At 68.3% G+C, this 12,977-nt stretch carries 12 protein-coding genes and 1 riboswitch; of the genes, 5 read left to right on the top strand and 7 right to left on the bottom strand.

The annotated features are described in order from the left end of the window. Positions 1 to 10: 10 nt before the first annotated feature. Positions 11 to 234, bottom strand: a riboswitch (cobalamin riboswitch). Between the two features lie 20 nt (positions 235 to 254). Continuing rightward, the gene (cobD, locus tag CGS25_RS04130; protein WP_198588688.1) at positions 255 to 1,265 is read right to left on the bottom strand and encodes a threonine-phosphate decarboxylase CobD; all 1,011 of its coding nucleotides are present in this window, start codon (positions 1,263 to 1,265) and stop codon (positions 255 to 257) included. Beyond that, entirely contained in the window at positions 1,262 to 2,197 is a 936-nt protein-coding gene (cbiB, locus tag CGS25_RS04125; protein ID WP_101674738.1) for an adenosylcobinamide-phosphate synthase CbiB, read from the bottom strand. Before cbiB ends, cobD begins: the two co-directional genes overlap by 4 nt. A gap of 280 nt (positions 2,198 to 2,477) precedes the next feature. Here cbiB and cobT point away from each other — a divergent pair, with 280 nt between their 5' ends. Genes cobT through CGS25_RS04105 form a run of 4 tightly spaced genes read left to right on the top strand, consistent with a single transcriptional unit; the run spans position 2,478 to position 6,579 of the window. Further along, complete coding sequence (gene cobT, locus CGS25_RS04120) at positions 2,478 to 3,551, top strand: nicotinate-nucleotide--dimethylbenzimidazole phosphoribosyltransferase (RefSeq protein ID WP_101674675.1); 1,074 nt, start codon at positions 2,478 to 2,480, stop codon at positions 3,549 to 3,551. After that, the gene (locus CGS25_RS04115) at positions 3,551 to 4,162 is read left to right on the top strand and encodes a histidine phosphatase family protein (protein WP_101674674.1); all 612 of its coding nucleotides are present in this window, start codon (positions 3,551 to 3,553) and stop codon (positions 4,160 to 4,162) included. The genes cobT and CGS25_RS04115 overlap by 1 nt, the downstream gene beginning before the upstream one ends. Continuing rightward, positions 4,159 to 4,923, top strand: a complete 765-nt coding sequence (locus tag CGS25_RS04110) for an adenosylcobinamide-GDP ribazoletransferase (protein ID WP_101674673.1) — start codon at positions 4,159 to 4,161, stop codon at positions 4,921 to 4,923. The genes CGS25_RS04115 and CGS25_RS04110 overlap by 4 nt, the downstream gene beginning before the upstream one ends. Positions 4,924 to 4,953: 30 nt before the next feature. Further along, positions 4,954 to 6,579: a glucan biosynthesis protein gene (locus CGS25_RS04105; protein WP_089033633.1), complete on the top strand. Its 1,626-nt coding sequence runs from the start codon at positions 4,954 to 4,956 to the stop codon at positions 6,577 to 6,579. Between the two features lie 84 nt (positions 6,580 to 6,663). Here CGS25_RS04105 and cobU read toward each other — a convergent pair whose 3' ends face one another. The 5 genes from cobU to CGS25_RS04080 form a co-directional block, all read right to left on the bottom strand. Then, positions 6,664 to 7,173 (bottom strand): bifunctional adenosylcobinamide kinase/adenosylcobinamide-phosphate guanylyltransferase, encoded by a 510-nt coding sequence (gene cobU, locus CGS25_RS04100; RefSeq protein ID WP_101674672.1) that lies wholly within the window; start codon positions 7,171 to 7,173, stop codon positions 6,664 to 6,666. Positions 7,174 to 7,191: 18 nt separating this feature from the next. Then, positions 7,192 to 8,091, bottom strand: coding sequence for a complex I NDUFA9 subunit family protein (locus CGS25_RS04095; protein WP_101674671.1), 900 nt, complete (start codon positions 8,089 to 8,091; stop codon positions 7,192 to 7,194). Positions 8,092 to 8,298: 207 nt separating this feature from the next. Next, complete coding sequence (locus tag CGS25_RS04090; RefSeq protein ID WP_101674670.1) at positions 8,299 to 9,828, bottom strand: acyl-CoA synthetase; 1,530 nt, start codon at positions 9,826 to 9,828, stop codon at positions 8,299 to 8,301. Then, positions 9,825 to 10,793 (bottom strand): NAD(P)H-dependent flavin oxidoreductase, encoded by a 969-nt coding sequence (locus tag CGS25_RS04085; protein ID WP_089033637.1) that lies wholly within the window; start codon positions 10,791 to 10,793, stop codon positions 9,825 to 9,827. The genes CGS25_RS04090 and CGS25_RS04085 overlap by 4 nt, the downstream gene beginning before the upstream one ends. Before the next feature lie 167 nt (positions 10,794 to 10,960). Then, positions 10,961 to 11,581 (bottom strand): TetR/AcrR family transcriptional regulator, encoded by a 621-nt coding sequence (locus CGS25_RS04080; RefSeq protein ID WP_101674669.1) that lies wholly within the window; start codon positions 11,579 to 11,581, stop codon positions 10,961 to 10,963. Positions 11,582 to 11,714: 133 nt separating this feature from the next. Between CGS25_RS04080 and CGS25_RS04075 the strand changes: the two genes are divergently transcribed. After that, entirely contained in the window at positions 11,715 to 12,905 is a 1,191-nt protein-coding gene (locus CGS25_RS04075) for a CaiB/BaiF CoA transferase family protein (protein ID WP_101674668.1), read from the top strand. The last annotated feature ends 72 nt before the right edge of the window (positions 12,906 to 12,977 follow it).

Below are 12,977 nucleotides of genomic sequence, written 5' to 3'. Positions count from 1 at the left end.
CCGCCGCAACGCCTGGTGTTCCTTTCTGGCCGGTATCCGGGCTAATGAGCGGAAATCACTTCCTCCAGCGACCACCTTCCCGTGTCGTCGACACAGTGGCTGCGACCGGTGTCATCCCGGTTCGCGGATCGCGGTTCACTCAATCACCGTTGCGGGGGCAGCGTTGGTTTCACACCAACTTCCCGTTTAAACCACGCCTTGACGGGCGCGGTCACCTGAAAGTGGCGCGAAAGTAGCAAGCGGAGAGGGGTTGGTCAATAAAGGCTTGGCGAATCCGCCAGCGCCCGTTCCAGGCGCCGCCACTCGCTCTCTTCGCCCGGCAACCCGAAACGCAGCGCCGGCGGATCATCGAAACCGCGCACCAGAATCGCCTGGCGGGCCAGGTGATCGGCGATCCGGCGCGCCCGGGGCGTGCGGCAATACACAAACAGATCGGTGTGCCCGGCGGCGGGCAAGCGGTGGCGCTCAAGCAGAGCCTGCAGCCGCTCGCGGCTGATCGCCAGCCGGCGCCGGTTACCCCGCTGCCAGGCCTGATCCGCCAGGGCCAACGCCGCCACCGCCCGCGCCGGGCCGCTCATCGCCCAGGGGCCGAGCTTCTCGCTCAACGCCAAGCACAGCGCCGGCGGCCCCAACAGCGCCCCGGCCCTGACCCCGGCCAGGCCGAAGGTCTTGCCCAGCGAGCGCAACACCAACAACCCGGGCTCGCCGCAATACGGCGCCAGACTCAAGTCGGGGTCGTCCAGAAACGCTTCATCGACAATCAACCAGCCGCCGCGCGCGGCCAGCCGCTGGCGTGCGTCCAGTAACGCGGCCCGGGGCAGCCATTCGCCGGTGGGATTGTTGGGTTGAACCCACACCAGTGCATCCACTTGCTCGGCCAGCGCCGGCAGCCGGTGCGCGCTCATCGCCACCACCGTGTGGCCGGCGTCGCGCCAGCGGCGCGCGTGCTCGCCGTACCCCGGATAGGGCACCGCCACCGTACCCGGAGCGCGCAACCCGGGCAGACTTTGAATCGCCGCCTGGGTGCCGGGCAGCATCAGGCAACCGGCGGTGGCTGGCGCGCCAGCCCAGGCGCGCGCCAGATCCTCCAGGCCATCGTCCGGTTCGGGCAGGCGCCGCCACACGTCGGGCGCCAGGGCCGGCACCGGCCAGCCGTGCGGATTAATGCCGGTGGACAGGTCCAGCCAATCCTCCGGCGGCCGCCCCCAGCGGTCGGCGGCGGCACGCACGCCGCCGCCGTGCTCGGCGAACCAGTCCGCGCTCACAGCGTCATCGCGCTGGCGGTGAGCACCAGCAGCACGCCGATCATCGCCACCAGCAACCACAGCAACAGGGCCCGGCGCATCAGCACCACGGCGGCCTCGATGCTGTCGGCGCCGGCCGGCGGCCCCTCGCCCAGAATCGGCCGCTCCTTGCGCCGGCCATGGTAGGGGGCGGCGCCGCCCAGGCTGACACCCAAGGCACCGGCGCCGGCCGCCATCACCGGCCCGGCGTTGGGGCTTTGCCACTGGCGCGCCTGGCGGCGCCAGCAGCGCAGCGCCGGCCAGAAGCGCCCGGCCAGCGCGTAGCCCAGCGCGGTGAGCCGGGCCGGAATCCAGTTGAGCAGATCGTCGAGCCGGGCCGCGGCTTTGCCGAAACGTTCGAAGCGGGCGGTGCGATACCCCCACATGGCGTCCAGGGTGTTCACCATCCGGTGCGCCACCACGCCCGGCAAACCGGCGACCAAAAACCAGAACAGGCTGGCGAACAGCGCGTCGGCGCCGTTCTCGAGCACCGATTCGGTGGCCGCCGTCGCCACCCCGGTGGCATCCAGCTCGCCGGTATCGCGGCTGACCAGACGCGCCACCGCCTGGCGCGCCGCCGGCAGATCACCGGCGGCCAGAGGCAACGCCACGGCGCGGGCGTGTTCGGTCAGGCTGCGCGGCGCGATTACCAGCCACAGCACCAGCGCCTGCAGCGGCCACAACAGCCACACCGGCGACCACGCCTGGGCCAGCGCCGCCAGCAACACCGGCGGCGCGCACAGCACCAGCACCGCCAGGGCGCCGTCCAGAAGCCCGCCGCCGTTGGCGCGGTTCCAGCGTTGTTCGAGCCGCTGCGCCCAGGCACCAAACAACACCAGCGGATGCGCGCGGCGCGGCTCACCAAAGCGCAGGTCCATAAGCACCGCGATCACGCAGATCGCTGTCGCGGACATCAAAGCCATGCCTTCCTTTCTCCGGGGAGCCTATCAATCCCCCCCTGGATTTCCCGGTTGCCGGCGAAGCGTGTGCGCCGCCAGCATTCAGCCCGGCCACGCTCGCGGACGGTTTGTCGACGGCAGTCTAAACGAGCGACGAAGTCACTCCCAGCGGCAAACGCGCGCCGTGCCCGGGCCCGCCTTGACCCTCCCCGCCTTGACCGTTCCACCTTGACAGAGCCCGGCCCCGCGGCGGAGCATTCGCCGGGCTGTTCACCGCTGCTCTGGATACCCCACCGTGACCGATACGCCGCTTTGGCAAACCCCGATTCCCGCCCTAGACCAGAATCATCTCGCCCAGGCGCGACAGCGTCAGGATGGCCTCACCAAACCGCCTGGCTCGCTGGGCCGGTTGGAGCAACTGGCGATCACGCTGTGCGCGCAACAGGCCTGTGAGCGGCCGTCACTGGAGCGCGTTCGGATCGCCGTGTTCGCCGCCGATCACGGCGTTTGCGCCGAACGGGTGTCGGCGTTTCCCCAGGCGGTCACCGGCCAGATGATCGCCAATTTCGTCGCCGGTGGCGCCGCCATCAGCGTGATGGCCCGCCACCTCGGCGCCGAGCTGGAAGTGATCAATCTGGGCACGGCCACCCCGCCGCCCACCAGCCAGGGCGTGGTCGATGAACGGATCGCCGCGGGCACCGCCAATCTGGCGCGCGGGCCGGCCATGAGCCATGCGCAGTTGCAGGCGGCGCTGGCCGCCGGTGATCGCGCCGCCGGGCGTGCCGCCGAGGGTGGCGCGCAGTTGCTGATCGGCGGCGAGATGGGCATTGGCAATACCACCAGCGCCGCCGCCGTGGCGTGCGCGCTGCTGGCCGAACCGGCCGAGCGGCTGGCGGGCCGGGGCACCGGCCTGGGCGACGACGGGCTGCGCCACAAGATCCAGGTGCTGGAAACGGCCCTGGCGCGCCACGGCGAATCGCGCGAACCGCTGACGGTGCTGGCCTCCCTGGGCGGGTTCGAGATCGCCGCCCTGGCCGGTTTTCTACTCGGCGGCGCGGCCCGCCGGTTACCGATCCTGGTGGACGGTTTCATCGTTTCGGTGGCGGCCCTGGCGGCGGTGCGAATGCAACCGGACCTGCTCGCCTGGCTGCATTTCGGTCACCAATCCGCCGAGCCCGGCCACGCCCGGGTGCTGCGCGCTCTGCAAGCGCAGCCCCTGTTGGATCTGGGCATGCGCCTCGGCGAAGGCAGCGGCGCCGCCGTGGCGGTGTCGCTGCTGCGCGCCGCCTGCGCCTTGCACAATGGCATGGCCTCGTTCGCCGAGGCCGGCGTCAGCGAATCACACCCCGCCGCCGGAGACGCCCCTTAATGACCCACGCCACCACCTGGTTCGATCTGATTCGCCACGGCGAACCGCAAGGTGGACGCCGTTACCGGGGCCATCTGGATGACCCGCTCAGCGACACCGGCTGGGCGCAGATGCGCGCCGCTATCCGCGCCGACGATCAGTGGGACGCGGTGCTCAGCTCGCCATTGAGCCGTTGTCGGGCCTTCGCCGAAGAGATCTCCACCCGCCGGCAGTGCCCTCTGCACGTGGAACCGGACCTCAAGGAAATTTCCTTTGGCGACTGGGAAGGCCATACCCTGGAGGCTCTGCAACGCGACGACGGCGAACGGTTGGCCGCGTTCTGGGCCGACGGCGAACGACACCCGCCGCCCAATGGCGAAAACCTCGGCGACTTTTATCGCCGGGTACGCGACGCCTGGCGCCACTGGAGCGCCACGCTGAGCGGCCAGCGCGTGTTGCTGGTGGGCCACAGCGGCATGATCCGCATGGTGCTGGCCGACGCGCTGCGCCTGCCACCGGCCCACGCCATGGCCAGCCTGGTGGTGCCCTACGCCGGGCGCAGCCGGTTGCGCATCGACGACACCGACCACGGCCGCCTGATCAGCCTGGTCCATCACGGAGTGCTGCCATGAAGCGCTTTCGGGTTCGCCATCGGGGACTGCTGCTAGCGCTGGCGCTGCTCACCCGGCTGCCGGTGCGGTTGGCGCCGCCGCCCCAGGAACACGAACACGGCGAAGCGGTGGCCGCCTACCCGCTGGTGGGGTTGCTGATTGGCGCTCTGCTGGTGGCGCTGGCGATGCTCGGCTTCTGGCTGGGGCTGCCCCACGGGCCGTTGGCGTTGCTGCTGTTGATTCTCTGGGTGGGCCTCACCGGCGCCCTGCACCTGGACGGCCTGGCCGACAGCGCCGATGCCTGGCTGGGCGGCCAGGGCGACCGCGAGCGCACCTTGAAGATCATGAAGGACCCGGCCTGTGGCCCCGCCGGCGTGGTCAGCCTGGTGTTGGTGTTGCTGGGCAAGTGGGTGGTGCTCAATGGTCTGCTCGACCTGGGCGCGCTCACCGCCATCGGGCTGGCGCCGTTACTGGGCCGGGCGGCGGCGGCGTGGCTGTTCATGGCGCTGCCCTACGCCCGCGAACAGGGCCTGGGCAGTGCCGGCGCCCGCCATTTGCCGCGCGCGGCGGTGACCCTGACGGTGACCCTGGCGGCCCTGGCGCCGCCGCTACTGGCTGGCGCCGCCGGGTTGGCGATGCTGGTGGCCACGGCACTGGTGTGCGCCGCCGGCGTCACCCTGATGCGCCGCCGGCTGGGCGGCTTCACCGGCGACACCGCCGGCGCCCTGGTGGAAACGGTGGAGCTGGCCGCCTTGCTGGCGGCGGTGCTGTACACGGTATAGGCATAGCGTATCGGGCACGGGAGCTCGGACATGAGACGGCGGGATTTTCTGCGGGCGCTGGCCCGCGCCAGCGGCGGTATGCTGGCCTTTTCTCCAACCCTGGCGTTGGCCCTGAATCAGGCCGCCCGCGCCTCCAGGCTGACGCCGCGCGGCCCCGGGCAACGGTTCGATTACGCTTGGTTGAAAGGCGAGGCCCGGCACCTGTGCGGCCAGGATTACCGCTCGCCGCGCATGGCGCTGCCGGAATCGATCCGCGATCTGACCTGGGATCAGTACCAGGCAATCCGCTACGACAGCGATCAGGCCCTTTGGGCGGACGACCCGGACACCCCTTTCCGCCTGCAATTTTTCCACCTCGGCCTGCACTTCACCACGCCGGTGAAGATGTTCGAGGTGAGCGACGGCGTCGCCCGCCCGATTCCCTACCGCCCTCGCTTGTTCCGGTTCGACGGCGCCGGCGTCGATGCCGGGCGGCTGCCCGACGGCCTGGGCTTCGCCGGCTTTCGCCTGCACCCGCGCGGCGACTGGCAGCGCGACATCGCCGCCTTTCTGGGCGCCAGCTATTTCCGCGCGGTGGGCGCATCGAAGCAATATGGTCTGTCCGCCCGGGGCCTGGCGGTGGACACCGGCCTGCCGCGCCCGGAAGAGTTTCCCGAGTTCACCCGTTTCTGGTTCGAGCACCCGCTGCAATCGGAACCGCGCCTTACCCTGCATGCCCTGCTCGACTCGCCCAGCGTCACCGGCGCCTACCGTTTTGTCATCGATGGCCGGGGCGAAACTCTGCGCATGGACGTGGACAGCGCCCTCTACCCACGCACCGCCATCGAACGGCTCGGCGTGGCGCCGCTGACCAGCATGTACCTGGTCGGCGAAAACGACCGCGACGCCGGCTGGGACTGGCGCCCGGAAATCCACGATTGCGATGGGCTGGCCCTGCACACCGGCAACGGCGAATGGATCTGGCGGCCGCTCAGCAACCCGCCACGGTTGCGCGTCAATGCTTTCGCCGACGACAACCCGCGCGGGTTCGGGCTGCTGCAACGGGACCAGAATTTCGACCACTACCAGGACGACGGCGCCTTCTATGATCGCCGTCCCGGGGTCTGGGTGGAGCCTCGATCAGGCTGGGGGCGCGGCGCCGTGCAACTGGTGGAGATCCCCACCCGCGACGAAACCTTCGACAACGTGGTGGCGTTCTGGAACCCGGAGAAGCCGGTGCGGCCGGGCGAAGAATTGCTGTTCGCCTACCGGCTGCACTGGGGCGCCCGACCGCCCCAGTCGCCGCCCCTGGCCCGCTGCGTGGCCACCCGCACCGGCCTGGGTGGCGTCATCGGCCAGCGCCGCGACCATTTCAGTTGGCGCTTCGCGGTGGATTTCAGCGGCGCGCCGCTGCCGCTCAATAAGGCCGGCGTGGAAGTGGTGCCGGTGATCAGCCACTCCGCCGGCCGCGTGGAAATCACCTCCGCGCGGCCCCTGCACGCCATCAACGGCTACCGCGCCCTGTTCGACGTGGTGCCCCCGGACGACGACCTGACGCCCATCGACCTGCGCCTGTACCTGAAACGCACCGACACCGGCGCACCACTTACCGAAACCTGGATTTATCAGTGGTCGCCACCGCCCATGGATCAGCGCGCGCTGCACAATCCGGATTGACTCGGAGTACCGACGTGGGGAGCAGGGAGCTGCAAGCGGAGCAACGTAGTGTGTTTGGAGCTTGCGGCTTGAAGCTTGCCGCCCTTATTTCAACACCAACGGCAATCCAGCGGCGACCAGAATCACCTGTTGGCAGTGCGCGGCCAGGGCCTGGTTGAGCCAGCCGAGCTGGTCGGTGAAGCGACGAGTGAGCGGGTCCATGCCGATGGTGCCGAGGCCGACTTCGTTGCTGACGATCACCACCGGGCCGGGGTAATCGTCCAGGGCGTGCTGAAAGTCCGCCCGTTCCCGCGCCATTGTCTCGTCGCCGGCGTGCAGCAGGTTACTGAGCCACAGGCTCATGCAATCGATCAGCAGACAGGGGTATTGAGCGCGGTGATCGCGCAGCACCCGGCCCAGCGCCAAGGGCTCTTCCACCAGGCTCCAACGCGCCGGCCGGCGCTGGCGGTGTTGGCGGATGCGCTCCGCCATTTCCAGGTCACCGGCGGTGGCGGTGGCCACGTACACCACCGCGCCGCCGCTTTGCCGGGCCACCTGCTCCGCCTGGGCACTTTTGCCGGAGCGGATGCCGCCGAGAATCAGAGTGTGTGCCATGGCCCGCTCCTGTCGCCGTTAACGGATCGGCAAGCACTCGGGTAGAGCCTCGCCCACGCTGCGCGGCAGAATACCCAATTCGTCGAAAGAGGGCATGTCGGGCGCGGCGATGTTGTCGTATTGCAGCAGATAAACCTGGTCGCGGGTCAGTGGCGGGCTTGGCAACAGGCCCAGCCCGGCGGCCAGCCCATGCCACAACGGGAACGGCACCGGTATCAGTGGCCGGCGCCGCCGCAGGTGCGTCAGCACTCGCCGCTGCAGATCCCGGTAGCGATAAACGGCGCCACCGCCCAGTTCGTAAAGCGGAGCCGGCGCGGCCTTGCGGCACGCCAGGATCGCCAGGCCACGGGCGACGTCTTCCACCCAGACCGGCTGCAAGCGGGTGTCGCCTCGGCCAAACAGCGGTACCACCGGCAGGCGGGTCACCATCGCCAGCGACGCCAACAGCGCGTCGTCGGCGCCAAACAACGCCGCCGGCCGGATCAGGGTGGCGGGTTGAAACTCGCCGCGCACCGCCTGCTCGCCTTGGGCGCGGGCACGCACATACGCAGAGGGAGAGGCCGGGTCAGCGCCGATTCCAGAGAGATGCAGCAGGCGGGGCACGGCGGCGTGGCGCACCGCCCGGGCGACGCGCGCCGCGCCCCGTACATGCACGGCGTCAAAGGTCTGACCGGCGCGCTCCACATATAGGGACACCGCGTTGATCACCGCGCGGCTACCGGCCACCGCCTGGGCCACCGCCGTCTCGTCGGCAATGTCGGCGCTCACCCGCTGCAGGCGGGTTTCATCGTTGAAGTGCACGGCGTCCGGATGGCGGGCCACCAGCCGCACCGGTTCGCCCGCCGCCAGCAGCGTCGCCACCAGCCTGCGGCCAAGGAAACCGGAGCCGCCGAACACCGTGATCGGGGGAACGTCCATGACCCCATGCTAGGACAATTACCGTGGCCACGACAGGGGGCGTTGTCCGCCCTTGCCGGGCACGCTTGACGCTCCGGAAGACATGAATTGGGCCCCGGTCTTGCGTTGTTGCACAAGAGGGCCGGAGGTCAGACGAACCGCCGATCCACCGTGCTGGGTTTAGCGTCCGGCGTCCGGCGTCCGGCGTCCGACGTCAGACGTCAGACGTCAGACTCCCCGATTGTATTCCGCCCAGTAGGGTTCGCGCAGTTTGCGTTTGAAAATCTTGCCGGAATCCTCGCGCGGCAAGTGCTCGGCGAATTCAATATGGCGGGGGATTTTGAAGCGACTCAAGGTGCCGGCCAGTTCTTCTTTGATGCGTCCCGGTTGCAGGTCGGCGCCTGGCATCGGTTCCAGGTAGGCGCAGATCGCTTCGCCGAATTCCTCGTCGGGAATGCCGAACACCGCGCAGTCCTTGATGCCCTCCAGAGCGAGCAGTGCCGCTTCAATTTCGGCGGGGTAAATATTGACGCCGCCGGAGATGATCATGTCGCGCTTGCGGTCACACAAAAACAGGTAGCCGTCTTCGTCCAGCCAGCCCATGTCGCCCAGCGTGATCAACTCACCACGGGAAATTTCCGCGCGCTTGTCCTCCAGGCCGATGTAGGTGAAGTCGGGCATGCCACCACAGCGCAGGTAGATTTCGCCGGTTTCGCCGGGGCCCAGTTCGGTGCCGTCGTCGGCGAAAACATGAATCTCCGCGCCGGGCAGCCGGCGCCCCACGGTACCGGGTTTGAGCAGGGCGTCCTCGGCGTTGTTCCAGGCCGCCAGACCGCTTTCGGTGGAGCCGTAATACTCGTTGATCACCGGCCCCCACCAATCGATCATCGCGCGCTTGACGTGCGGCGGGCAGGGCGCGGCGCCGTGCACCACGAAGCGCAGGGAGGAAACGTCGTAACGCTGGCGCACCGCTTCCGGCAACCGCAGCAGGCGCACGAACATGGTCGGCACGATGTGCATGTGGGTAATGCGATGGCGCTCGATCAGCGCCAGCATTTCTTCCGCGTCGAAACGCGCTTGCAACACGATGTCGGCGCCATGCTGCACCGCCAGGCGCGCGTAGCCGTTGGGCGCGGAGTGGTACATGGGCCCGTTCATCAACACCCGGAACGGCGGCGGCTCCTGAAAGCCATAGGCGAACACCGCGTCGGTGGGGGGCGCGTCCGGCGCGGCGGCCTGGCGCTTAACACCCTTGGGCCGGCCGGTGGTGCCGGAAGTGTAGATCACCGCCGCGCGGGTCGCCTGCACCGGGTTGTCGATGCGCGGCTGGCGCGCCAGCCAGGCGTGCCAATCGTGCGCGCCGGGCGGATTCGCCGGCGAGATGTCGGCACGGTAAGCCCGTTCGATTTCCGCCGGGGTTTCCACCACCAGCACGGTGATCCCCGCCGGCAGCACCGGGGCCACCTGCGGCAGCAGATCCCGATGCACCAATAGCGCCTTGGCCTGGCAGTCGTTGAGGATGTAACCGGCTTCGTCCGGAGTGGAGTGCCAGTTCATCGGCACCGGGTAGGCGCCCACCAGCAGCGCGCCCTGGGTGGCTTCGAAAAAGGCCACGTCGTTGCGCAAAAACAGTGCCACACAGTCGCCTTCGCCGATGCCCAGGCCGCGAAACCCGCTGGCCGCCCGTTCACTGTTTTCGCCGACTTGATCGAAGCCAACCACCCGCTCGCCAGCGATCAGACGCGCCGCGCCGCTCATGCCGGCACGCCCAATGCCTGGCGGGCCTGCTCATATTCGCGGGCCAGACGCGCCACCTCTTCACCGGCCGGGCGCACTTCATCGACCACGCCGATGCCCTGGCCGCAGCCCCAGATGTCTTTCCAGGCCTTGGACTTGCTGCTGCCGCCGGAGCCGAAGCTCATTTTCGAAGGATCGCTTTCCGGCAGATTGGCCGGGTCCATGCCGGCATTGATGATCGACGGCGCCAGGTAGTTACCGTGCACGCCGGTGAACAGGTTGCTGTAGACAATATCCGAGGCGTTGCTGTCGACGATCATCCGTTTGTACCCTTCGTCGGCATTGGCCTCTTCACTGGCGATGAACATCGAGCCGATGTAAGCCAGGTCCGCGCCCATCGCCTGGGCGGCCAGAATCGAACGGCCATTGGCGATGGAACCGGACAGCGCGATCGGGCCGTCGAACCATTGCCGCAATTCCTGGATCAGAGCAAACGGCGACAGCCGCCCGGCGTGGCCGCCGGCGCCGGCGGCCACCGCGATCAAACCGTCGGCGCCCTTCTCGATCGCCTTGCGGCCGAAACGGTCGTCGATCACGTCGTGCATCACCAGGCCGCCCCAGCCATGCACCGCCTTGTTGAGGTCTTCGCGGGCGCCCAGGGAGGTGATCACCATCGGCACCTTGTATTTGCCGCACAGCTCCAGGTCCTGCTCCAGGCGGTCGTTGGTCTTGTGCACGATCTGGTTGACCGCGAACGGCGCCGACGGCTGCTCCGGATGGTCGCGATCCCAGGCCGCCAGTTCCTCGGTGATGCGATGCAGCCACTCGTCCAGTTGCGACAGCGGCCGCGCGTTCAGCGACGGGAACGAGCCGATCACGCCGGCCTTGCACTGGGCGATCACCAGATCCGGGTTGGAGATGATAAACAGCGGTGAGCACATCACCGGCAGGCGCAGGCGGCGGGTGATTTCCACGGGTAGAGACATAGTCGTGTCCTTGCATACAGCGCCGGCGGCTCGCGGCCGCCAACGTTCAGGGTGTCTGGTGGTTGGCCCTTTAGCGGGCCCGGGCAACGCCACGGTAGCGCGTTTCCGGGCTAAAGATTTACACCGTATATTTTAAAAGATCAAGTCGGACCGCCGATTCGGTTGACCTAAGCGCTCAAACTGGGTGGTGAAGTCTGCATGCCCGCGTAGAGCGTACGCATGATCTTTTCCCGCAGGGTGCGGGCGTCGATGCCCCGATCCAGACGGCCGGCCAGCTCCAGCACCACGATGCCGTGCAAAGTGGCCCAAAACATATAGCCAATCAATTGGGCGTCGCCGCTGAGCAACCCCTCTTCGATCATCAAGCGCACATAGCCGACCATGGTTTCCTGGGCGCGGACGTTGGCTTTCACCAGCTCGGGGAAACGCTCTTCGTCGGGCTGGGTGAAGGCGAACATCAGTTGGTAGGTGGCCGGATAACGCTTGGCGAAACGCACGTAGGCGTCTCCCACGGAGCGCCCCTTGGCGCGAATGTCCGGCGCCCGTTTGACCGCCCGCTCCAGCGACGAGGCGAACTTGTTGTAGGCGACGGCGCGCACGGTGGCGAGGATCTCATCCTTGTCGCGGGAGTAGCGATAAGGCGTCATCGCGCTGACCCCCACCTCGGCGGCGAGCTGACGCATGGTCACGTTCTGCGGGCCGCGCTCGGTGAACAAGCGGGTGGCGGCGTCGCAAACGCGGGCGCGGAACTCGGCGACTTCCTGATCCGTTTTGGGCTTCTTGGCCACCGTGATGCCTCTCCAGAGCAGCGGATTCCCGGAACCGGGAAACCGCGATTATGATGAATAATTTATAGTGTAAATGTTTTAAGCTCCCTAAGAAGTCATTCTGGCCAATCACGACAAGAAACGGGAGAGAACCATGTCAGATTCCGCCCCGGCGAGCGCGCCGGCCAACCCTGAAGGGCCGCTGAGCGGCATTCGCGTGCTCGATTTCGGCCGCTATATCGCCGGGCCTTTTTGCGCCGCCCTGCTGGCGGAATTCGGCGCCGACGTGATCCGCGTGGAGCGCCCGGAAGGCGGCGAAGACCGTTTTCTGATGCCGATCGCCCAGGACGGCACCGGCGCCCTGTTCATGCAGATGAACCGCAACAAGCGCTCGCTGGCCCTGGACCCGAAATCGGACACCGGCCGCGCCGCCACCCGCCGGCTGATCGCCAGCGCCGACATCGTGATCGCCAACCTGCCACCGGCGACCCTGAAAAAAATGGGCTTGGATTACGACACCCTGCGCGCACTGCGCGAAGACATCATCCTGATCAACCTGACCGCCTACGGCGACCAGGGCCCCTGGCACACGCGGCCGGGGTTCGACGGCGTCGGCCAGGTGATGACCGGCGGCGCCTGGCTGACCGGCGAGAACGGCACGCCCCGCCGCGCCCAGGTCAACTGGGTGGATCATCTGACCGCCAGCAACGCCGCCTTCGGCGCGGTGCTGGCGCTGTTCGAACGGCAACGCAGCGGGCGCGGCCAGGAGGTGCGCGGCGCCCTGTTGCGCTCGGCGCTGTCCGCCAATGCCCCGACCCTGATCGAGCAGGCCACCGTTCAGCGTGACCGCCAGCCCTGCGGCAACCGCGGCCTGGGCTCGGCACCCAATAATCTGTTTGAAGCCCGCGACGGCGGCTGGCTGGTGATGCAGACCGTCGGCCCGACCCTGTTCGAGCGGCTGGCCCGGCTGGCCGGTTACCCCGAGTGGCTGGAAGACCCGCGCTTCGACACCGACGAATCCCGCGTGGTGCACGAAATGGCCATGCTCGAACCGCTCGCTGAGTGGTGTCTGCAACAGGAGCGCGACGCCCTGGTCGAGCGCCTGTGTGAAGCCGGCATCCCGGCGGCGCCGGTGCTCTCGCCCAGCGAAACCCTGCAACATCCGCAGGTGCTGGCCACCGGCCAACTGCAGGAAATGGCGATCCCCGGCATGGCCACGCCGGGCCTGGTGTCCGCCGCGCCAATCAGCCTGCTGGGCACGCCCGGCAGTCTGCGCCGCCCACCGCCCGGCATCGGCGAGCACAACGACGAAATCCTCGCGGAATTGGGCCTTAACGCGCGTTGATAATGGATACAGGGTTCAGGATGCAGGATACAGGCGCGGCAGAGGCTTCGGTGTCCGGCGAGGCCGTGCCCG

The sequence above is a fragment of the Alloalcanivorax mobilis genome (assembly GCF_002864685.1).
Lineage (GTDB): Bacteria > Pseudomonadota > Gammaproteobacteria > Pseudomonadales > Alcanivoracaceae > Alloalcanivorax > Alloalcanivorax mobilis.
The sequence above is the reverse complement of the archived record's forward strand: the minus strand, read 5'-3'. Positions and strand labels throughout refer to the sequence as shown.

Bases quoted from the DNA above. Each gene is read 5' to 3' on its own strand.
- cbiB (WP_101674738.1), bottom strand. From the start codon at position 2,197: ATGTCCGCGACAGCGATCTGCGTGATCGCGGTGCTTATGGACCTGCGC.
- CGS25_RS04115 (WP_101674674.1), top strand. From the start codon at position 3,551: ATGACCCACGCCACCACCTGGTTCGATCTGATTCGCCACGGCGAACCG.
- CGS25_RS04110 (WP_101674673.1), top strand. From the start codon at position 4,159: ATGAAGCGCTTTCGGGTTCGCCATCGGGGACTGCTGCTAGCGCTGGCG.
- CGS25_RS04105 (WP_089033633.1), top strand. From the start codon at position 4,954: ATGAGACGGCGGGATTTTCTGCGGGCGCTGGCCCGCGCCAGCGGCGGT.
- cobU (WP_101674672.1), bottom strand. From the start codon at position 7,173: ATGGCACACACTCTGATTCTCGGCGGCATCCGCTCCGGCAAAAGTGCC.
- CGS25_RS04095 (WP_101674671.1), bottom strand. From the start codon at position 8,091: ATGGACGTTCCCCCGATCACGGTGTTCGGCGGCTCCGGTTTCCTTGGC.
- CGS25_RS04090 (WP_101674670.1), bottom strand. From the start codon at position 9,828: ATGAGCGGCGCGGCGCGTCTGATCGCTGGCGAGCGGGTGGTTGGCTTC.
- CGS25_RS04085 (WP_089033637.1), bottom strand. From the start codon at position 10,793: ATGTCTCTACCCGTGGAAATCACCCGCCGCCTGCGCCTGCCGGTGATG.
- CGS25_RS04075 (WP_101674668.1), top strand. From the start codon at position 11,715: ATGTCAGATTCCGCCCCGGCGAGCGCGCCGGCCAACCCTGAAGGGCCG.